Source organism: Halomonas sp. YLGW01 (assembly GCF_014840935.1).
Taxonomy (GTDB): Bacteria; Pseudomonadota; Gammaproteobacteria; order Pseudomonadales; family Halomonadaceae; genus Onishia.
The window spans coordinates 2,608,763-2,628,761 of sequence record NZ_CP062005.1 but is presented as its reverse complement, the minus strand read 5'-3'; the positions used below and the strand labels follow the sequence as shown (position 1 = coordinate 2,628,761).

Sequence of the window (19,999 nt, the reverse complement as noted above, 5' to 3'; positions counted from 1 at the left end):
TGGCGCCCAATGACGTGAGCCGCCCCGCCAGGGCACCCTATCGACCTCATCGAGTCGCGGAGACACGCGTGGACCATCGTCAGCTCGCCTTTCTCGCGGCGCTTGCCCGCGAGCGCCATTTCGGGCGCGCCGCCGCGGCCTGCCATGTGACCCAGCCGACCCTCTCGGCGCGGCTGCGCCAGCTCGAGGAGGAACTCGGCACCCGCCTGATCCGGCGCAGCCGCCGCTTCGAAGGCTTCACTCCTGAAGGCGAGCGGGTGCTTGAGCATGGCCGGCGTATTCTCGATGAATATGCCGCCCTGCGCGGCGAGCTCTCCACCGAGGCACCGCTGGCGGGATGTCTCACTCTAGGTGTCATTCCCACCGCGCTTGGGGAGGTGATCGGCCGCCTGGGCGCGCTTCGCCAGTCGCATCCCAGGCTCTCGATTCGGCTGCGCGAGCTGGCCACGCCGGATCTGGCGCAGGGGCTCGCCAACGGCGCCCTGGATCTGGTGGTGGGCTATCTGGACACCCCCGCCATGGCGGGATTCGTCTGCCGGCCACTGATCGAGGAGGCGCCCGCCCTGGTGGCCGCGCCTGCGCACTTCAGCTTGCCAGAGCCCCTGGACTGGTCGCATCTGTCGGCCTATCCGCTATGCCTGCTGACGCCCGAGATGCACAACCGCCAGCTGCTCGAGTCCCGGCTGGCCGAGCGGGGGCTTGCCATCGAGCCGGTGTTCGAGGCCAATTCCCTCCATGCCCTGGGGGAACTGCTGGTCGCCGGCCACGGCGTCGGGGTGATGCCAGAGGCCGCGGCGAGGCGGCTGGCGCCCGGGTTGGTGGCGCGCCGTTTGCCGGGCCCTGGAGATCGTGTGGGGCTACTGTGGAGTCGGCAGCGGCCCACCAGCCGGCTGCTCGACGCGGTGCTGGCGGTCTGGCCGGCGGGATGAGCCACTCATCCGAGTCAGCACTGGCCACGGGGGAGTCAGCGCCCCGATCGGCTGTCCCTCGCTCGCGTCTAGAAAGGCCGCTTGCCGCCAGGCGCTCCTGTCGCCAAGCCGCCTTTTAGATAGACAGCCTCTATGACGGCATCAGCCGTCTCGATTGGCGCCAGGCCATCGCCTTCGGGTAGCGTCGTGTCTTCTACGCCACCCGGATCCTGCCGCATGTCCTCCCCCGCGCTCTCGCTGACGCCGCGTAATATCCCTTCCGCCTCCGCGGGCTATGACGACCGTCGCGAGGCTCCCCTGCGAGACTGGCAGGGCCCTCAGGAGCGGCCCATCACCCTGCTGCTCAACGACACCGCCATGGTCTCGCTGCTTGCCACCCCCGAATCCCTCGAGCCGCTGGCGCTGGGCCATGCCTTTACCGCCGGCTGGATAGACAGCATCGATCAGGTGCACGCCGTGCAACTGGCCCGGCTGCGACACGGCCTGTCGGTCGCCCTCGAGGTCGCGCCGTCGGTGGCGGCCCGCGCCGAGGCGGGCAGGCGCCCGGCGGCGTCGGTCTCGAGCTGCGGGGCCTGCGGCATGGTCGATGAGGCCCAGCTGATGGCCGGACTCAAGCGGCTCGAGGCCCGGCCACCGCTGCCAAGCGAGGCGCTTCGTCGGGGGCTTGCAGAACTCGAGGCCCGCGCCCGGCGCGGCCAGCATGGGGCGCTGGGACTGGAGGCCAGCGGCAGCGTTGTGATGGACGGCTGGGATATCGGTCGCCACAACGCCCTGGATCGGGTGATCGGCGAGGGGCTTCGCCGCGGGCGCATGCCTGACGCCGTGCTGCTGTCCAGCCGCTGCAGCCTGGAGCTGGTGCAGAAGACGGTGCGCGCCGGCATTACGACGCTGGCCACCCTGTCGCTCCCCTCGGCCATGGCCGTGGAGGTGGCGAGGGCCTGCGGTCTCAATCTTATCTGCTGTCACCGCGGTCGGCGCCTGGAGCTGATCAGCGGTCATGCTCCCGACGAGGAGCCCCGGTCATGACGATACCTGGACACAGGCCCAGAAACAGGCCGATGAACACGTCTGCTTCGATCTCCGACACCCTTGATTCTGCCCCGACTGCCGAGACTTCCATGACTGCCGAGACGCACGACACTGCAGGTATTCCCCAAGCCGACCCAGAGTTGACCCGCGACCCGCGGGTGAAGGCCTATGGTGGCCCGGCCGGGGGCTGGGGCGCCCTGAAGAGCGTGGGCGAACACTTGCAGCACAACCGGGCGCCGCTGACCGGTGTGCGGGCGCTGCTGTCGACCAACCAGCCGGCGGGCTTCGATTGCCCGGGCTGTGCCTGGGGCGATCCGCTGGAGGGTTCGTCCTTCGAGTTCTGCGAGAATGGCGTCAAGGCGGTCGCCTGGGAGACCACCGCCAAGCGGGTCGGCCGTGATTTCTTCGCCCGTCACACCCTGAGCGAGCTTGCCAGCTGGGACGACTTCCGGCTCGAGGATCAGGGCCGGCTGACCGAGCCGATGCGCTATGACGCGGACAGCGACCGCTATGTGCCGATCCGTTGGGACGAGGCCTTCGCGTTGATCGCCGATCACCTGGCGGCCCTCGATGACCCCGACCGGGCGCTGTTCTACACCTCCGGCCGGGCCAGCAACGAGGCTGCCTATCTTTATCAGCTGTTTGTGCGGCTCTTCGGGACCAACAACTTCCCGGATTGCTCGAACATGTGCCACGAGGCGAGCGGTGTAGGCATGAAGGCGAGCCTGGGGACCGGCAAGGGCACGGTGCTGCTCGAGGACTTCGAAGAGACGGATACCATCTTCGTGCTCGGTCAGAACCCCGGCACCAACCACCCGCGGATGCTCGGCGATCTGCGCCGGGCGGTGAAGCGCGGTGCGCGGGTGGTCACCTTCAACCCCCTGCGCGAGCGGGGGCTCGAGCGCTTCGCCGACCCTCAGGACAAGTTCGAGATGCTGCGTGGCGCCAGCCAGACGATCAGCTCGGATTATCTGCAGCCGCGCATGGGCGGCGACATGGCGGCGCTGCGGGGCATCGCCAAGGCGCTGTTTGCCCTGGAGGCACAGGGGCGCTTCACCCCAGCGACCGAGTTTATCGACCAGCACACCCAGGGACTCTCCGAGTGGCGAGCCCTGGTCGAGGCGACGCCCTGGCCGGATCTCGAAGACCAGTCCGGGCTTGTGCGCGCCGAGCTTGAGCATGTTGCCGAGATCTATGCCAGCACCAAACGGCTGATCATCACCTGGGCGATGGGCATCACCCAGCATGAGCACTCGGTGGCCACGGTGCGCGAGATCATCAATCTGCTGCTGCTGGGCGGCCACGTCGGTCGGCCGGGGGCCGGCGCCTGCCCGGTGCGCGGCCACTCCAACGTGCAGGGCGATCGCACCATGGGCATCGACGAGTCGGCGCCCACCTGGCTGATCGATGCCCTGGAAGCGCGCTACGGCGTGGCCATGCCCCGCGAGCCCGGGCTCAATACCGTGGGCGCCATCCATGCCCTGGAGGCGGGCCAGGCGGAGGTGTTCCTGGGGCTTGGCGGCAACTTCGCCCGCGCCACCCCGGACACGCCGCGCACCGAGGCGGCGCTGCGTCGCACCCGGCTCAGCGTGCAGATCAGCACCAAGCTCAACCGCAGTCATCTGGTGGTGGGCGGCGATGCGCTGATTCTGCCTTGCCTCGGGCGCAGCGAGCGCGACCGCCAGGGGCCGGCGGGGGCGATTCAGAAGATCAGCGTCGAGGACTCGATGTCGATGGTGCACGCAAGCGCCGGGCGCACCGAACCGGCCTCGCCCCGGCTGCGCTCCGAGCCCGCCATCATCGCCGGTATCGCCGAGGCGACCCTTGCGCGGGTGTTGCCGCGCCGAGGCATCGATCCCGCCCTGGTCGACTGGGACGCCCTTGCCAGCGACTACGACAGGATTCGTGATGAGATCGCCGCGGTGATTCCAGGCTTCGATGACTTCAATACGCGCCTCGACCGGCCGCGGGGCTTCCATCTGGCCAATCCCGTCCGCGAGCGGCGCTTTCCCACGGTAAGCGGGCGCGCCGAGTTCAGCGCCGCACCGCTGCCCGAGGTGCTGTTGCATCAGCGCATGCACGCCAAGCGCGATGCCGGCTGGCTGACCCTGCAGACCCTGCGCAGTCACGATCAGTACAACACCACCGTTTATGGCTATAACGATCGCTATCGCGGCGTGAAAGGCCAGCGCCGGGTGTTGTTCGCCAACTCGGCGGATATGGAGCGACTGGGGTTGACCGCCGGCGACTGGGTCGACCTGATCGGGCTCGATCACGATGGCGCGCCCCGTCGTGCCCCGGCCTTTCGGCTGGTGGCATACGACATTCCCGAAGGCTGCTGCGCGGCCTACTATCCGGAGACCAACCCCCTGGTGCCGCTGGAGAGTGTCGGCCAGGGTACCGATACCCCGACCTCCAAGGCGGTGGCGATCCGGCTCGAGCGTAGCGCCCGCATCGCCTGATCTGGAGGCGATGCGGGCCAGGCCCTCAGATTAGCGGCGACGCGATGATGTACGCGTCTCGGGTGCCTTTATGCCTTGTCCGCGGCGAGGCGGTCGTGCAGCAGTGATTCGAGCTTCAACTGATCGGCTTCGAAGCCACGGATGCCCTCGGCCAGCTTCTCGGTCGCCATCGCATCCTCGTTCAGCTGCCAGCGGAATGCCGCTTCGGTCAGTGGAGCCGGGCGGGTGTCGCGTTCCCGCGAGTCGTTCAGCACCGGCGCGACCCTGCCCTCGCTGCTGGTCAGCTCCTCCAGCAGGGCCGGGCTTATGGTCAGGCGATCGCAGCCGGCCAGCGCCAGGATCTCGCCGCTGTTGCGGAAGCTCGCCCCCATCACCACGGTCGGATACTCAAGCCGGCGGAAGTAATGATAGATGGCCCGTACCGACTGCACGCCGGGTTCTTCCTCCGGCGCATAGCGGGTATCGGGATCCGCCTTGCGGTGCCAGTCCAGAATCCGGCCGACGAACGGCGAGATCAGGAAGGCGCCGGCTTCGGCGCAGGCGCGGGCCTGGGCAAAGTTGAAGATCAGCGTCAGGTTGCATTGGATGCCCTCGCGCTCGAGTACCTCGGCGGCACGGATTCCCTCCCAGGTCGAGGCCAGCTTGATCAGGATGCGTTCACGTCCGATACCGGCCTCTTCATACAGTGCCACCAGGCGGCGTGCCTTGGTGATGCTGCCCTCGGTATCGAACGACAGCCGGGCATTGACCTCGGTGGAGACGCGGCCGGGCACATGGTCGAGAATCAGACCGCCCATCGCCACGACCAGCCGGTCGCAGGCCTCATCCACCGCCTCGTCCAGGGTCCCGTTATGGTCCCGGGCGGCGTTCAGGATCTCTTCAAGCAGCGCATCATACTGGCCGGACCGCACCGCCTTGAGAATCAGCGAGGGGTTGGTGGTGGCATCCCGGGGAGCGAAGCGGCGGATGGCGTCGAGATCGCCGGTATCGGCGACCACGGTGCTGTGTTGTTTCAGTTGTTCGAGCAGGTTAGGCATGGTGGTTCCTCTAACATGAGGCGTTATCGATCAGGGGCGCCGCAACCGGGCAAGGCAGGGCAGCCAGTCAGTGGTCACTGTCCTTCTGCGTGAGCAGCAGGTCGGCTTTGCGACTGTTGTCGAGGACGATGGAGGCGTTTTTGAGATCGTTTCCTTTGGCCTTCTCCACGGCCGCCTCGGGGGAGAATCCGAAGCTCAGCCAGCGCTCGATGAGGCGCTCCTCGAGCGTCTCGATCGGCGGCGCCAGAAACACCGAGGCGTCGAACAATTCGGCAAGCTCCTGCCACGGCGGCGCATCGAGCAGCAGATAGTTGCCCTCGATCACGACGATGGGGGTGTCCGCCTTGAGGAGCCCCGCCTCTGGCAGGGACCGGTCGAGTGCTCGATCGAATAACGGATAGGGTATGTCGGCCCCGCCTGTCCTTATGCGGCGCACCAGCCGCACCAACCCTTGAGCATCGAAGGTTTCCGGCGCCCCCTTGCGGGCCAGCATGCCTTGTGCCGCAAGAATATCGTTATCGAGATGAAAACCATCCATCGGCAATAGCGCCGCCCGGGATTCGCTTCCTGACGTCGCGTTCAGTCGTTCGACGACGTCTTTAGCGAGCGTCGATTTTCCTGAGCCGGGGGGACCGGCGATGGCGATGAGGATTCGCTTGTCGCAGGGCGTCGTCTGGTTGATCAGCTCCAGGACGGCCTCGCTATCGGTACATGCTGGTGCCATCGATCAGCCCGCCTCTGCCAGTTGAGAGGGTTCCTTCGCGCCTGTCATCAGTGCGACCGCGTCGTTCATGGTGTAATCGTCGGGCCGGATCACACAAAGTCGCTTGCCGAGTCGGTGGATATGGATGCGATCGGCTACCTCGAAGACATGCGGCATGTTGTGGCTGATGAGCACGATCGGGATGCCCCGTGATCTCACCTCTTGAATGAGGTCCAGCACGCGGCGACTCTCCTTCACGCCCAGTGCGGCCGTTGGCTCGTCGAGAATGATGACCTTGGAACCGAATGCGGCGGCGCGGGCCACGGCCACCCCCTGTCGCTGACCACCGGAGAGGGTCTCGACGGCCTGGCGGATGTTCTGAATCGTCATGAGCCCCAGCTCGCTCAGCTTCTCGCGCGCGAGTTGCTCCATCGCCGGTCGATCCAGTTGCCGAAACCACTTGCCCATGATGCCCGGCTTTCTAATCTCGCGGCCCATGAACATGTTGTCTGCGATCGACAGGGCGGGCGACATTGCCAGCTGTTGGTAGACCGTTTCGATTCCCTGTTCGCGGGCATCCAGCGGGGAGGAGAACTTCACCCGTTGGCCGTCCAGGTATATCTCGCCCTCGTCGGGTGTGACGGCGCCAGACAGCGCCTTGATCAGGGACGACTTGCCCGCGCCGTTGTCCCCGATCACCGCGAGGATCTCGCCGGGGTAAAGCTCGAAGTCGCAGTGGTCGATGGCGGTGACGCGGCCGTAGCGCTTGACGAGGTTCTTGGCCTGCAGAATGGGGGCTTGTGCTTGCATTAGACAGACACCTTTCTGATCCATTGGTCCACGGCGACCGCGCCGATGATCAGCACGCCGATGAGAAGATAGGTCCACTGAGCATCGGCTCCGAGGAGTCGCAGCCCGAGGGTGAAGACACCGACGATGAGCGCGCCAAATAGCGTGCCGAGGATCGAGCCGCGACCGCCGAAGAGCGAGATCCCCCCGATCACCACGGCGGTGATGGATTCGATGTTGGTGAGCTGGCCTGCCGTCGGCGAGACGGAGCCGATACGCCCGATCAGGGCCCAGCCCGCAAAGGCGCAGATCAGCCCCGAGAGCATGTAGACCGAGATCAGCACCCGGTCCGTCTTGACGCCTGAGAGAGCGGCGGCCTCCTTGTCGTCACCCACGGCATAGACATGCCGTCCCCAGGCGGTATGGCGCAGGGCATAAGTGAGCACCAGCACCAACGCCACCATGAAGACGACCCCCACGGTGAAGACCGCGCCCCCGATGTTGAATTTCTCGCCGAATAGCTGCAGGAGGGGCGCATGGGTTTCGATGTCCTGGGCCCGTATCGTTTCATTGGCCGAATAGAGGAAGTTCGTGGCAAGCACGATCTGCCACATGCCGAGCGTCACGATGAAGGGCGGAAGCTTGACCTTGGATACCAGGACACCGCTGACCCAGCCGAAGAAGGTGCCGCACATGAGGCCGGCAAGAATGCTGACCGGAACCGGGATCCCGTATCGAAAGGTGAACTGCCCCATCACGACTGATGAAATCACCATGATCGCCCCCACCGAGAGATCGATGCCCGCTGTCAGGATGATCAGGCTCTGGGCGGCAGCGACGATCCCCACGATCTGCACCTGTTGCAGGATCAAGGTGAGCGCGAAGGGCGAGAAGAACTTGGAGCCCAGCAAGGCGCCGAAGAGCAGGATCGAGAGCAGCAGCACGATCATGGGCACGATCGCGGGGTTCATGTGCAGCGCGTGCTGCAGCCGGTGGGCAACGCCGGAACGATGGGGGTTGAAGTCGGCAACGGTCTCACTGGCAGTGGCGAGAGCGACGTCGCTCTCTTGCCGCTTCACTTCAGGTTTGTCCATGGAGTCCTCACGGGGTTGATACAATTATCGCCTTGGGGTGGAAAGGGGCGGCGTCGCGGCCACCCCTTCGGCTCATGGGCAGATAATCAGCCCCAGCAACGTTGCATGCCCTCGGCGACCGAAATGGAATCCACATTGTCGACGGGCTGATCGGTGACCAGCGAAACGCCGGTGTCGAAGAAATCCTTACCCGGTGTCGGCTCCGGCTTGATGCCCTCGTCGGCCCACGTCTTGATGGCCTCGATGCCGAGGGACGCCATGCGCAAGGGATACTGTTGCGCGGTGGCGCCGATCACGCCGTCTCTGACGTTGGCGACGCCAGAGCAGCTGCCATCGACCGATACGACCAGCACCTCGTTCTCGCGGCCCATGGACTTCAGCGCCTGATAGGCCCCGGCGGCGGCCGGCTCGTTGATCGTGTAGACCACATTGATCATCGGGTCTTCGACGAGCAGGTTTTCCATTCCCTCACGCCCGCCTTCCTCGTTGCCATCCGAGATGTCCTGGCCGACGATGCGAGAATCCGTCTCGTCGCCCCACTTGTTGGGGTCGCCCAGGTCGATGCCGAAGCCTTCCAGGAACCCCTGATTGCGCAGCACGCCAACTGCGGGCTGGCTGACATTCACATTAAGCAGGCCGATGCGTGCATTCTCGGCCTCGTCGCCAAGTCGGCCGGCTGCCCAGGTACCGATCAGCTCACCCGCCCTGAAGTTATCCGTCGCGAAGGTGGCGTCGGCTGCGTCGATCGGATCGAGAGGGGTATCCAGCGCGATGACCAGGATGCCGGCGTCACGCGCCTGTTGAACCGCTGACACGATCGCTGAGGTATCCGAGGCCGTTAGCAGGATGCCGTCGGCGCCGTCGGCGATGCAGGTCTCGATCGCCTGCACCTGGGTCTTGTGGTCGCCGTCAATCCTGCCGGCGAACGACTTGAGCTCGATGCCGAGTTCCTCGGCCTTGGCGTTAGCGCCTTCTCGCATCTTGACGAAGAAGGGATTCGTTTCGGTCTTGGTAATCAAGCAGGCGCTGGTTGTGTGATCATCGGCCATGGCGGTGCCCACCATGGTCGTGCTCGCGAGTGCAGTTGCGGCCATCAGTGCGGCAATGCGGGTCTTGGTTGTTGTCATTGTTGTCCTTCCGGTTCGAGTCATGGGATGCCTTCGAGAATATTTACTACTTCATTTTGAAGTAATTAGTATTCAGGACGGCAGCAGGTTTATCCTTCAAGGCAGGCAGATCGTCTATGCAGACTATCTCTCTGACATCGAGAGCTCTCTTTTCCTGCCATTTCGTCTTACACCTGAGGTGGTGTGCATTCCGGTATAGGCGCTGCGTGCATGAGGAGTCAACAGCAGCGGCGGTTTCTGGGACCAAAGTACAACGCCTGTTGGAGGCGGAGTGTCGTCGGGGCATCAGGCATGGCGCGTGCTGACTGCCCTGCGACAAGCTGCGATGCCGGACCTCTGGAGAGCGATGCTGTTGTGGGTATCGAGCCCCTGGGCATCGATCGCCGGAGGATGATCGCGATCCAACGGGGCGTCAGCCTGATGACGCTGGTTGCAGAACAGTCGTCGATTCCGGGTGCCGCTTCACCTTGGTCGCATAGGGACGCCACGCGGTTTGCAGGCATGGTGTCAGACGGCATCGAGTACGGCAGCGAAAAGTACGACAGCGAAAAGAGCGACGACAGCTTTTACCTTGTGGCCTCGGGTGCCGCAGCTGTTCCATGAACCTAGGGGTCAGTATGCAGAACAGAGATGGAGATCATCACGAAGAGCACTTGAGCGCTCATCCGTTGAAAGGGTCGAATCTGACGACGGTGAGAGGGGTTAACGAACGCTTGATCCTGCATCTAGTGCGCAGCCACGGAAAGCTCACCAAGGCCGATGCGACAAGGCTAACGGGACTGTCGCCGAATGCCGTGTCGGTCATCTTTCGAGCCCTGGAGGCTGATGGGCTGCTTCTGCGGGGCACCCCGATTCGTGGTCGAATCGGGCAGCCCTCGGTCCCCATGATGCTGAACCCGGATGCACGACATTACGTGGGGCTCAAGATTGGCCGACGCACCTTCGATCTGGTCATCGTGAACTTTGTTGGAGAGGTGCTTGCCAGGCGAACCGAGTCACATGCCTATCCCACCCCCTCCGCCACTCTGCGCTTCCTGAAGGAGCAACTGACCTCGCTTCTGCGTTCGTCCGGCAGGTCGCAGAGCGACATCTCCGCGATGAATATCGCCATGCCCTTCGAACTTTGGAGCTGGGTCGCTGATTTCGGTGCTCCCCAGCAGGAGATGGATGCCTGGCGGAGTTTCGATCCGGTGGCGGCGTTCAAGGAGATCGTGCCCTGGCCCATCACCGTGGAAAACGACGGGAATGCGGCCTGCCGGGCCGAACTGGTGTTCGGCCCCCCCGAAACGGCACAGGATTTCGTCTATTTCTTCGTGGGCTCCTTCATCGGCGGCGGTGTCGTCTTGAACGGTAGCGTCTTCCCCGGACGTAGCGGGAATTCAGGCGGCTTTGGTCCACTGCGTGTGCCCGATGAGCCCGGGGGCGATCGTCTGGTCGATCATGCCTCCCTTGTCGTCCTCGAGCGCATGATTGCGGACCATAGCGGTGAACCGTTGCGCGACCTCAATCCCGAGGCCGATGACTGGGCCGCAGTGGAATCCCATGTTCAACCCTGGATCAGCCGGGCGGGACGGAGCCTGGCGCATGCGATCATTTCCACCCTGGCGGTCATCGACTTTCAAGCCGTGGTCATCGACGGCGCCTTCCCACCCTCGATTCGGAAGCGTCTCGTGGGCGAGGTGGAGCGGCAGCTCGACCGACTGGATATGCAGGGCGTCACTCGACCCGATATCAAGCCGGGTCACTTCGGCGGCATCGCTCGTGCACTCGGTGCAGCCGCCTTCCAGATATCGACGGAATACATGATCGATCAGAACACGCTGCTGCGTCAGAGTCCGTCGACGCCGGGCCTCCATCTGTAATCCCTGAGGAGGCGAGCCGCATGGGTCTCTCCTCTCATACATTCCGTGAAGCGGCTGCTTGTGCGGGCGAGCTCGGACCAGGCCCTCAGACCAGCGGCGAATCCCGCCGGGGCTCCTCGGCGAGCAGGGCGGTCAGACGCGTCAGGCCCTCGTCGAGTCGGGCACGTTCGGCGGGAGGCGTCACGCAGATGCGCACCGCCTGAGGGGCCGGCTGGCTGCCCACGCAGAAGGGGTCGGCGCCGATCAGGGTCACGCCGCGCTCGGCGGCGCGGGCCACGAAGTCCACCGCCCGCCAGGGCTCCGGTAGCGTCAGCCAGGCGTGGAAGCCGCAGGGGTGGGCGCCGATCCGGTGGCCCTCGAGGCGCTCGGCGAGAAGCCGCTGGCGCGCGGCCACTTCCTGCCATTGCCAGTCGATCAGCGTCCTGGCATCGCTGCTGGTCAGCCAGTCGGCGGCGACCCTTGCCATCAGCTCGGGCACGGCCCAGTACTGGGCGCGCAATGCTGCGGTGAGGCGTGCCACCAGGTTGGCGGGCGCTCGCAGGGCTCCCAGGCGCAGGCCGCCGGCGAGCAACTTGGAGACGCTGAAGATATACAGCGAGCGCTCCGGCGCCAGCCGGTAGAAGGGCGTGCCGCGGGTCTCGGCGGTCACGAACTGCACGCCATCTTCCAGCAGCAGCAGATCATGGCGCCGGGCGACCTCGACGATCGCTTCCCGTCGCGCCTGCCCCATGCGGGCGCCGGTGGGGTTGTTGTGCTCCGGCATCAGGTACAGAAGGCGGATCCGCTGTTGCAGGCAGAGCCGCTCGAGTGCCTCGGGCCGGATGCCCTCGGCGTCCATCGGCACCGCCACGTGCTTGAGGCCGAGCTGACGGGTGGCGGCGATCATGCCCGGGTAGGTCAGGGCCGCCGAGGCCACCGCCTCGCCGGGCTTTACCAGCGCCTGCAGGGCCAGATAGTCGGCGTGTTGGCCGCCACTGGTGAGGATCAGCTCGTCGGCGGCCATGGGCACGCCCTGCTCCGTCAGCCAGCCGGCCAGTGCCTCGCGGCTGGCCTGGCTGCCCTGTTCGGGGTGATAGGCCAGGGCGGCGTCGATGGCCCCGGGGCGATGGGCCAGACGCTCCAGCACGGTGGCGAGTTGCTGGGCGCGCATGGGATGGGGGACCGGCACGCTCAGCGACAGGTCGACGCTGCCATCGGCGGCGTGAGACAGATGGTGAAAGCGCGGTGCATCCGCCGCCAGGGTGCGCACTCGGGTGCCGCTGCCGACCCGGGCCTCGACCAGGCCACGGCGCTCGGCCTCGCGATAGGCGCGGGTGATGGTGCCGACGGTCACCTTGAGGGCATCGGCCAGCAGGCGCTGGGGCGGCAGGCGCTCGCCGGGAGCGAGGGTGCCGGCGGCGATGTCGGCGGCCAGCCGGTCGACCAGTGCCTGGTAGCGCGGGGTAGCGGCGGCGTCGAGATTGGGTAACCAGTGGCAGCGGGCGCGGGCCTGGGCCTGAATATCCATGAGGCGATGCTCCAGCGGCAAGACGGCGGAAGAGACGAAAAGGCGAAAGGGGCCGGCCGCCGCGGCCGATGGTCAGGGGGACGGGGCAACGTCTTAGACCGGGCAATGTCGGGGTGACAAAGCTTTGCTTGATCGGAACGGATAGCGGCGCATACTGCAATTGTGTGCGCAATTGCCGCCGTTGTCAGGAACTTTCGCCGAAATTGTACCCCTACAATGTCGGCGGCCTGCTATTCCCATCACCCACAGGAGGCTGTCATGTCCGTTCCCTTGCCCGAGCTGCTGGCCCTGGTCGGTCCGATGATGCTGTTCGCGATCAGCATGTCGGCCACCCCCGGCCCCAACAACATGATGTTGACCGCGTCCGGGGCCAACTACGGCTTTCTGCGCACCCTGCCGCACATGCTGGGGATCTCGATCGGGGTGATGGGGCTGATGGGCGCCGTGGCACTGGGCCTGGGCGCGCTCTTCGAGCAGTGGCCGCCGCTGCAGCGGGGGCTCAAGATCGCCGGCAGTGCCTACCTCTTGTGGCTGGCCTACCGGATCGCCACCGCGCCGCCGCCGGATCGGCGCGGGGTGGATGACGACGCGCGCCCGCTGACCTTCTGGCAAGCCGCCGCCTTCCAGTTCGCCAACCCCAAGGCCTGGGTGATGGCGATCTCGGGGATCGCTTCCTTCACCCTGTCTGGCGATGCCTTCCTGGCCTCGGCGGTGGCGGTGATCCTGGTGATGGGCATGACCAACCTGCCGTCGATCGCGCTGTGGGCGGGCTTCGGCGTGGCGGTCGGCCGGCTGATGAAGACCCGCCGCCACTGGCGGGTCTTCAATGCGGTGATGGGGCTGCTGACCGCGGCCTGTGTGCTGATGATCCTGGGCTGACTCAGGGACTGGCGCAGGGGCCGACCGGCTAGCCCTCGAGCGGCGGGGTGGGGCGCACCAGGATCTCGTTGACGTCGACGTGGGGCGGCTGGTCGATGGCGTAGAGCACCGCGTTGGCGATGTCCTTGTCTTCCAGGGCGTGGGTGGGCGGTTCGTCGAAGAAGGGGGTATCGACCATGCCGGGCTCGATCAGGGTCACCCGGATGCCGCTGCCGCGCAGTTCCTCCCGCAGGTTGTAGCCGATGCCGGTGACGGCCCATTTGGTGGCGCCGTACATCGAGCCCGGGATGGTGGCGCGCCCGGCCGCCGACCCGGTCAGCAGCACGTGGCCCCGGGTATGCTCGAGCGCCGGCAGGCAGGCCTGCAGGGTCAGGCCGACCCCGTAGATGTTGGTCAGAATCATCTCCTTCCAGGCCTCGTGGTCGGCGCCCTTGAAGCCGCCCGGCGAGCCGCCGCGCCCGGCATTGGCGAACACGGCATCGATGCGCCCGAAGCGCTCCAGGGCTTCCTCGACCATGGCCTGCTGGTCGTCCATCGAGGTCACGTCGCAGCTCACGGTCAGTACCTTCTCCGGGCCGAGCTCCTGAGCCAGGGCCGTGAGCTTGTCGCGGGAGCGGGCCGCCAGCACCAGGCGAAAGCCTTCGCGGGCGGCGGCACGGGCGGTGGCGGCGCCGATACCACTGGACGCGCCGGTAATCAGCAGGACGCGATCGTTCATCTGTATTCCCTCTAATTAATCCGCGGATGCTTCCAGCATGGCGAAGGCGCGAAAGGCGCGCAATGGTTTTGCGCCGCATGAAAACGCCACCGCCGCCCCGAGGGGCGGCGGTGGCGACGGCCTATGCGTGAAGGGAAGAGGATCAGCGCAGGGACAGGGCGGCCTGCGGCTGCTCGCCGGCGGCCTCCCGATAGGCGGCATTCTCCTCGGCCTCGACCTCTGGTGAGAAACGCACCAACAGGGCGCACAGCGCGGCGATGATCACCGCGATGCCGAGGTAGAACAGGCCTTCCTGATAGGTCAGGGACTCGGAGCGGAACAGGAAGCCCGCGGCCACGGCACCGGCGTTACCGCCTGCGCCGACGATGCCGGCCACGGCACCCAGCGCCTTCTTGTTGATGAAGGGTACTACGCCGAAGGTGGCGCCCTCGGCCATCTGCACGAACAGGCTGAACACCAGCATGATGCCGATGGCCAGGGCCAGTACGTGCATCTGGGAGAAGAACATCAGCGCCACGCCCTCGCAGAGCATGGCAATGAACAGCCAGCGCACCCGGCCCTTGAGCCCCGAGTTGCGGGCGAAGAGATCGGAGAAGATGCCGCCCAGGGTGCGGGCGAAGAGGTTCATCAGGCCGAACAGGCCGGCGATCATCCCGGCGGTGGCGAGCGTCAGGTCGAAGTTGTCGAAGTAGTAGATGGCGGCGATGTTGTTGATGGTCAGCTCGACACCGAAGCAGGCGGCATAGACCACGAACAGGGCCCAGACCCGGATATCCTTGGCGGCAGCGGCGAAGCTTGCCCCCATGCCGTGTTCACCATTGGCCTCGGGCAGTTCACCGCGGGCGCGCAGCTCGTCGAAGTTACCGTCCGGGGCATCCTGGGTGAACAGGTAGTAGGCGATGCCGGTCAGGAACAGCACGATACCGGGGACCACCATGGCCAGGCGCCAGCCGAAGGCCTCATTGACGCCAAGCATCAGCATGCCTGAGAAGATCAGCGGCATCAGGATCTGGGTGGTGCCGCCACCGAGGTTACCCCAGCCCGCGGAGGTGGCGTTGGCGGTGCCGACCACGTTGGGGGCGAACATCACCGAGGTGTGGTACTGGGTGATCACGAAGGAAGCGCCAATCGCGCCGATGGCCAGGCGGGCCAGGAAGAAGGACTCGAAGCTGTCGGCAAAGCCGATGCACATCACCGGCAGCGAACCCAGGCACAGCAGCCAGGTGTAGGCCTTGCGCGGACCGATCTTGTCACACAGCACACCGATGGCCAGTCGCACGATCACGGTGATGGCCACCGAGGCGATGATGGTATTGCCGATCTGGGTCTTGGTCAGGCCCAGATCGTCACGCACCACTGCCATGAGTGGGGCGATGCCGAACCAGCCGAAGAAGCAGATGTGGAAGGCGAACCAGGAAAAGTGGAAGGCCCGCATCTGAGGCGTCTTCCAGTTGAGCAGGCGAATCTTATTGGCTTTGTTGCGGATTTCCATAGGGGAATACCTCGCCGAATGACGTTCGAACACACGATCTTGGGCCTTCGCCGTTGAAGGTTGAGTCCGACGCACTCGTACCCCTAAGGAGCCTGGTCTACGCCTGATAGTGACTGGTAAAGAGTAAGCAATAAGCCTGCCTTTTTATGTTTTTTTCTTTAATATCAATTCACTGTTTTCTACTTCCATCGACAAGGCATCGGTTGGGCGGGCCGTGATGGTGCGTATTGCACCGCTAGGTGGCAGAGATGCCCCAGGCCGGGGAGGAATAACGCTCAAGGAGAAAGGAGAGGGCGCGGTGCACGACGCCATGCCTGAAGGCCATGCTGGCTTGAAGGCAGGGCTGACGACAGGGCTGACGACAGGGCTGAAGAGGGAGCCGAGGGGCGGTGACGGGTAACGGGTGCCGGGCTCGAAGTCCGGGCTCGAAGGGCAGTGAGTGCCACAAGACAGGCCCCGTCATCAAGACGCCCCGCCGCAGCGGTGCTGGGGCAGGGCGTCATGAGGCTTGCTTGCCTCGGGCTGATGGTGTCGGGTCAGCTGTCGTCGGCGCCCTGGACGGGCTGGGCCTGGGCGATGGCGGTGCTGTCGTCGCTGTTTTCCAGGCGAGCCAGCAGCGGTTCGGCCTCACGCTGGAAGGCCGCCAGGGCATTGCCGGAGAGGCTCTGATTCTCCGGCAGGTCGACGCGCATGGCGTCGACCCGGTTGCCGTTGACGATCACCTCGTAGTGCAGGTGGGCGCCGGTGCTGCGCCCGGTATTGCCGGACAGCGCGATGCGCTCGCCCATGGTGACGCGTTCACCCTCGCTGACCAGGCGCTTGGAGAGGTGCAGGTAGCGGGTCTTGTAGCCGTTGTCGTGGCGTACCACCAGGTAGTTGCCCGCCAGGCGATGATACGCGGACTTGACCACGCGACCGTCCGCCGGCGCGCGCACCGCGGATCCGGTGGGCATGGCGAAGTCGGTGCCGTAGTGGGGGCTGATGCGGCCGGTGATCGGGTGCTTGCGGCGCAGGTTGAACGACGAGCTCTTCCGGTAATGACCCCTGAAGGGGTAGCGGTTGAAGGCCGGGTCCAGGCTATGGCCGTCCGGGGTATAGAAGCGGTTATCGGTGCTGTTGCGCAGCACCGTCAGATCCATCCGCGCGCCTTGATAGCGTACCGCTAGAATGCGTGAGTCGAGGCTCTGGCCGTCGATGATGTCGGATTCGATCAGGACCTGGAAGTTGTCGCCACGCCGCGTGTCGCGGCGGAAGTCGAGCTTCTTGGACAACACGTTCGTCAGTTCGGCGACCTCGCTGGAGGTCAGGCCGGTGGACTGTGCCGAGCGCGCGAAGCTGCCGTTCACGGTGCCCGCGAACAGGCGTTGAGTTGCCTCGCCGGCCTTCTCTATGTCGGCGATCTCGAAGGCCTGCTGGTCGGTGTTGGTGCGTTCGATCAGGTAGCCGCTGCGGGCGTTCTTCATGATGCGCAGCGCGAGTAGTTCCCCGTTCTGGTCCACCTGATAGTCGAAGTTCTGGCCGACGCGCCAGCGAGTCAGTACGTTCTTGTCCGGCAGGGCGTCGAGTAGTTGCATGACCTCGCTGTAGCCCAGGCCCAGGGTGCGCTCGGCGAGCACGGCGAAGGTGTCGCCGGACTGCACGGTGTAGGTTTCCCACTGGGGCACGAAGGTCTGGTGAGCGACGATCTCCGCCTCCAGCGACGGGTCGTCATCGACCAGCCACAACGGATCGGCGGAGAAATCCTCGTAGGAGGTGCCGTCCTCGGCGGCCGCATCGAGGTTGAGGTCGGCCAGGTGGCTGGCCAGCTGAAGCACGTCGGGGTCGAGGCTTGGCGGTTCGCCGGCAACGAGCCCGGCGGAATCATCGGCGGTGCGGCCGGTGCTCTCCTGGGGGATCAGGCGGGGGGCGGCGGCCGGCGCGTCGGCATGGGCCTTGGCCAGGAAGTTGATGTCGACGACTTCCTGTGCCCGAAGATCGGCGAGGGGGACATAGCCTTCCTCGTCGCTGCGTAGTGAGGGGCGCGTCCGCTCGGGCATCTCGCCGGAAGAAGCCGCCCGAGCGACCTGGGCGGTGGCGGATGCGCCGATGGGCGCCTCGATGACGGTAAATTCGCCATCACCTGCGCCGTCGTCCGACGCCGATACGGCGGTGTAAAGTTGCTGCGCGCCCAGCACGGTGACCATCGTGGCGACGGGTAACAAGAGAAACTTGTGCGTGCGCGGTAGCGAATGAAGGATTCGCAACATAGTGGATAAGGGCCAGTAAGGATCAAATGGATATAAAAAGGCATCAGAACCTTACCCCATGGCGTATTAGCTGCCTAGTCTGTAAGAATGTACAGCTAGTCGCGACATGCGCCAGCCTAAACAGGGTCTGGAAAGTGTCGTCATAAAAGGCGCAGCATGCCAGAAAATTAACGCTGTTTTGCTCAGAAGTTCCCGATAAAGCTCTGGCACTGCCGCGGGCCCGATCCGAGCCGGGGATCAGCCGGTCAGGGTACCGTCCCGGTAGTCGCGCAACGCCTGCTGAAGCTCCGCCTCCGTATTCATCACGAAGGGGCCGTAGTGAGCGATCGGCTCGTGGTGAGGGGTGCCGGCCAGCAGCAGGCCCTGAGTGCCGCTGTTGCTCGACAGCACCAGCCGGTCTCCCTCGCTCAGGCGGACCAACTCTCCGGCGCCGACGGTCTCGCCGGCGATCGTGAGTGTACCCTCGAAGACATAGGCCAGCAGGGTGGGCGCCTTTGCGTTGAGCTCAAGCGACGCCCCTGCCTCCAGTAACAGGTGGGCCACCGCACCCTGGCCGGCCAGGGCCGTCAGCGGGCCCTCGATGGCCTCGCCGCCGCTGGCCTGCCAGTACCCGCCCAACGCGATGAGGTGCGCGCCGCCCTCGGTCAGCTGTGGCATCTCGGTGGCCTTCACATCCCGGTAGGTGGCGGGACTCAGCTTGTCGCGACGGGGCAGGTTCAGCCACAGCTGAAAGGCATGCAGCCCCTGTTGGTCGGTGAGCGGCATCTCCGAGTGAATGATGCCTCGCCCGGTGTGCATCCACTGGGCGTCCCCGGCCGCGATGGTGCTTGCATGGCCCAGATGATCTTCATGAGTCAGGCCCCCGTGGATCACGTAGGTCAGGGTCTGGATGCCGCGGTGCGGGTGGGGCGGGAAGCCGCCGATGTAGTCGTCCGGCTGGTCCGAGCCCAGTTCGTCGAGCATCAGAAAAGGATCTATGCCGCCGCCGAAGTCATGTAGGCGCTTGATCTTGACGCCGTCGCCGTCCTGGCTGGGCTGAGCGGTGAGGCGGCGCTGGATGCGTCGGGTGATGCGTTCTGAGGTGGTGTTCATGAGCCATCCTCTATCAGGGGGTGGTGTTGATGGCGGAGATTGTTGATCATGCACCCAGCGCAACGATAGCGCATAGTTTTGCTCAAATGATTCGAGGAAATCGAAATGTCTCGAGTGACGCTGGCTCAGTGGCGGATGCTGGCCGCGGTTGTCGATCACGGCGGCTTTGCCCGTGCCTCTCAGGTCGTGCACAAGAGCCCTTCCACGCTCAATCACGCCGTGCACAAGCTCGAGGAGCAGCTAGGCGTCAAGGTGATGGAGCCGGTGGGGCGCAACGTGCGGCTCACCGAGGCCGGCGAGATGCTGCTGCGCCGGGCTCGCCAGCTGATCGAGAACGCTGAGGCGCTGGAGGACGTCGCCGACAGCCTCGCCGAGGGGCTCGAGGCCGAGGTGGTACTGGCCATCGATCAGATCTTCCCGCCGGAGGCGCTGGCGCAGGCCTTGCAGCGTTTCTCGGCCGCCTTTCCTCACGTACGCGTGCAGCTGCACGAGACCGTACTAAACGGCGGGGTCGAGATGCTCTACGACGGCCGGGCCGATCTGGTCGTCTCGGGCTTGGCGGCGCAGGGCTTCCTCGGCGAGCCGCTGACGACCCTGACCTTCGTGGCCGTGGCTCATCCCGAACATGCCCTGCACCGGCTGGAGCGGCCGTTGGACCTGCGGGACCTGGTGCAGCATCGCCAGCTGGTGGTGCGTGATTCGGCGCAGCGCGAGACCATGGATTCGGGCTGGCTGAAGGCCGAGCAGCGCTGGACGGTCAGCCACCTGGGCACCTCGGTGGACATGCTCAAGCGGGGCCTGGGCTTCGCCTGGCTGCCGGAGACGCTGATCCAGGATGCGCTGGCGAGCGGGCAACTGGTGCCTTTGCCGCTGATCGTCGGTGGTCATCGCCAGGTGCCGATCCAGCTGATCCATCGCGATCGTGACCGGGCGGGGCCGGCAACCCGTGCCTTGGCCGCGGCGCTGATGCAGTCGGTGAGGGAGTGGGAGGCGGTGGTCTCGCCGAAATGATTCGATCTGATCGAATGAAATG

17 protein-coding genes are annotated in these 19,999 nt (G+C 65.5%); 7 read left to right on the top strand and 10 right to left on the bottom strand.

Annotated features, from left to right (window positions below):
- Window positions 1-68: 68 nt before the first annotated feature.
- The 3 genes from IEJ03_RS12065 (at window position 69) to IEJ03_RS12055 (ending at window position 4,420) form a co-directional block, all read left to right on the top strand.
- Entirely contained in the window at window positions 69-929 is an 861-nt protein-coding gene (locus IEJ03_RS12065) for a LysR family transcriptional regulator (RefSeq protein WP_192035099.1), read from the top strand.
- Window positions 930-1,145: 216 nt separating this feature from the next.
- Window positions 1,146-1,955 (top strand): formate dehydrogenase accessory sulfurtransferase FdhD, encoded by an 810-nt coding sequence (locus tag IEJ03_RS12060; protein ID WP_192035098.1) that lies wholly within the window; start codon window positions 1,146-1,148, stop codon window positions 1,953-1,955.
- Between the two features lie 92 nt (window positions 1,956-2,047).
- Window positions 2,048-4,420, top strand: a complete 2,373-nt coding sequence (locus tag IEJ03_RS12055; protein WP_192035097.1) for an FdhF/YdeP family oxidoreductase — start codon at window positions 2,048-2,050, stop codon at window positions 4,418-4,420.
- 68 nt (window positions 4,421-4,488) lie between these two features.
- Here IEJ03_RS12055 and tal read toward each other — a convergent pair whose 3' ends face one another.
- The 5 genes from tal to IEJ03_RS12030 form a co-directional block, all read right to left on the bottom strand.
- Window positions 4,489-5,457 carry a transaldolase gene (tal, locus tag IEJ03_RS12050; RefSeq protein WP_192035096.1) on the bottom strand — a complete coding sequence of 323 codons (969 nt, stop codon included), beginning with the start codon at window positions 5,455-5,457 and terminating at the stop codon, window positions 4,489-4,491.
- A gap of 67 nt (window positions 5,458-5,524) precedes the next feature.
- Window positions 5,525-6,181, bottom strand: coding sequence for a nucleoside triphosphate hydrolase (locus IEJ03_RS12045; protein WP_192035095.1), 657 nt, complete (start codon window positions 6,179-6,181; stop codon window positions 5,525-5,527).
- Window positions 6,182-6,184: 3 nt separating this feature from the next.
- Window positions 6,185-6,970, bottom strand: coding sequence for an ATP-binding cassette domain-containing protein (locus IEJ03_RS12040; RefSeq protein WP_242457954.1), 786 nt, complete (start codon window positions 6,968-6,970; stop codon window positions 6,185-6,187).
- Complete coding sequence (locus IEJ03_RS12035; protein ID WP_192035093.1) at window positions 6,970-8,043, bottom strand: ABC transporter permease; 1,074 nt, start codon at window positions 8,041-8,043, stop codon at window positions 6,970-6,972. The genes IEJ03_RS12040 and IEJ03_RS12035 overlap by 1 nt, the downstream gene beginning before the upstream one ends.
- 86 nt (window positions 8,044-8,129) lie before the next feature.
- Complete coding sequence (locus IEJ03_RS12030) at window positions 8,130-9,170, bottom strand: sugar ABC transporter substrate-binding protein (RefSeq protein ID WP_202884369.1); 1,041 nt, start codon at window positions 9,168-9,170, stop codon at window positions 8,130-8,132.
- Between the two features lie 291 nt (window positions 9,171-9,461).
- On the opposite strand from IEJ03_RS12030, the gene IEJ03_RS12025 reads away from it, so the two are divergent.
- Both IEJ03_RS12025 and IEJ03_RS12020 read left to right on the top strand, forming a co-directional pair.
- A complete protein-coding gene (locus IEJ03_RS12025; protein WP_192035092.1) occupies window positions 9,462-9,773 on the top strand; it encodes a hypothetical protein in 312 nt (103 codons plus the stop codon).
- A 14-nt stretch (window positions 9,774-9,787) separates the two neighbouring features.
- A complete protein-coding gene (locus IEJ03_RS12020; RefSeq protein WP_192035091.1) occupies window positions 9,788-11,032 on the top strand; it encodes an ROK family transcriptional regulator in 1,245 nt (414 codons plus the stop codon).
- Window positions 11,033-11,117: 85 nt separating this feature from the next.
- Here IEJ03_RS12020 and IEJ03_RS12015 read toward each other — a convergent pair whose 3' ends face one another.
- On the bottom strand, window positions 11,118-12,539 hold the full coding sequence (locus IEJ03_RS12015; protein WP_192035090.1) for a PLP-dependent aminotransferase family protein: 1,422 nt from the start codon (window positions 12,537-12,539) through the stop codon (window positions 11,118-11,120).
- A 258-nt stretch (window positions 12,540-12,797) separates the two neighbouring features.
- Here IEJ03_RS12015 and IEJ03_RS12010 point away from each other — a divergent pair, with 258 nt between their 5' ends.
- Window positions 12,798-13,418, top strand: coding sequence for a LysE family translocator (locus tag IEJ03_RS12010; protein ID WP_192035089.1), 621 nt, complete (start codon window positions 12,798-12,800; stop codon window positions 13,416-13,418).
- Between the two features lie 28 nt (window positions 13,419-13,446).
- Here IEJ03_RS12010 and IEJ03_RS12005 read toward each other — a convergent pair whose 3' ends face one another.
- From IEJ03_RS12005 to IEJ03_RS11990, 4 genes are all read right to left on the bottom strand, one after another.
- A complete protein-coding gene (locus tag IEJ03_RS12005; RefSeq protein ID WP_192035088.1) occupies window positions 13,447-14,136 on the bottom strand; it encodes an SDR family oxidoreductase in 690 nt (229 codons plus the stop codon).
- 142 nt (window positions 14,137-14,278) lie between these two features.
- On the bottom strand, window positions 14,279-15,628 hold the full coding sequence (locus IEJ03_RS12000) for an MFS transporter (RefSeq protein WP_192035087.1): 1,350 nt from the start codon (window positions 15,626-15,628) through the stop codon (window positions 14,279-14,281).
- Window positions 15,629-16,164: 536 nt separating this feature from the next.
- Window positions 16,165-17,829 (bottom strand): peptidoglycan DD-metalloendopeptidase family protein, encoded by a 1,665-nt coding sequence (locus IEJ03_RS11995; protein WP_347400981.1) that lies wholly within the window; start codon window positions 17,827-17,829, stop codon window positions 16,165-16,167.
- Between the two features lie 282 nt (window positions 17,830-18,111).
- Window positions 18,112-18,966 carry a pirin family protein gene (locus IEJ03_RS11990; protein WP_192035085.1) on the bottom strand — a complete coding sequence of 285 codons (855 nt, stop codon included), beginning with the start codon at window positions 18,964-18,966 and terminating at the stop codon, window positions 18,112-18,114.
- 105 nt (window positions 18,967-19,071) lie between these two features.
- Here IEJ03_RS11990 and IEJ03_RS11985 point away from each other — a divergent pair, with 105 nt between their 5' ends.
- Complete coding sequence (locus tag IEJ03_RS11985; RefSeq protein WP_192035084.1) at window positions 19,072-19,977, top strand: LysR family transcriptional regulator; 906 nt, start codon at window positions 19,072-19,074, stop codon at window positions 19,975-19,977.
- The last annotated feature ends 22 nt before the right edge of the window (window positions 19,978-19,999 follow it).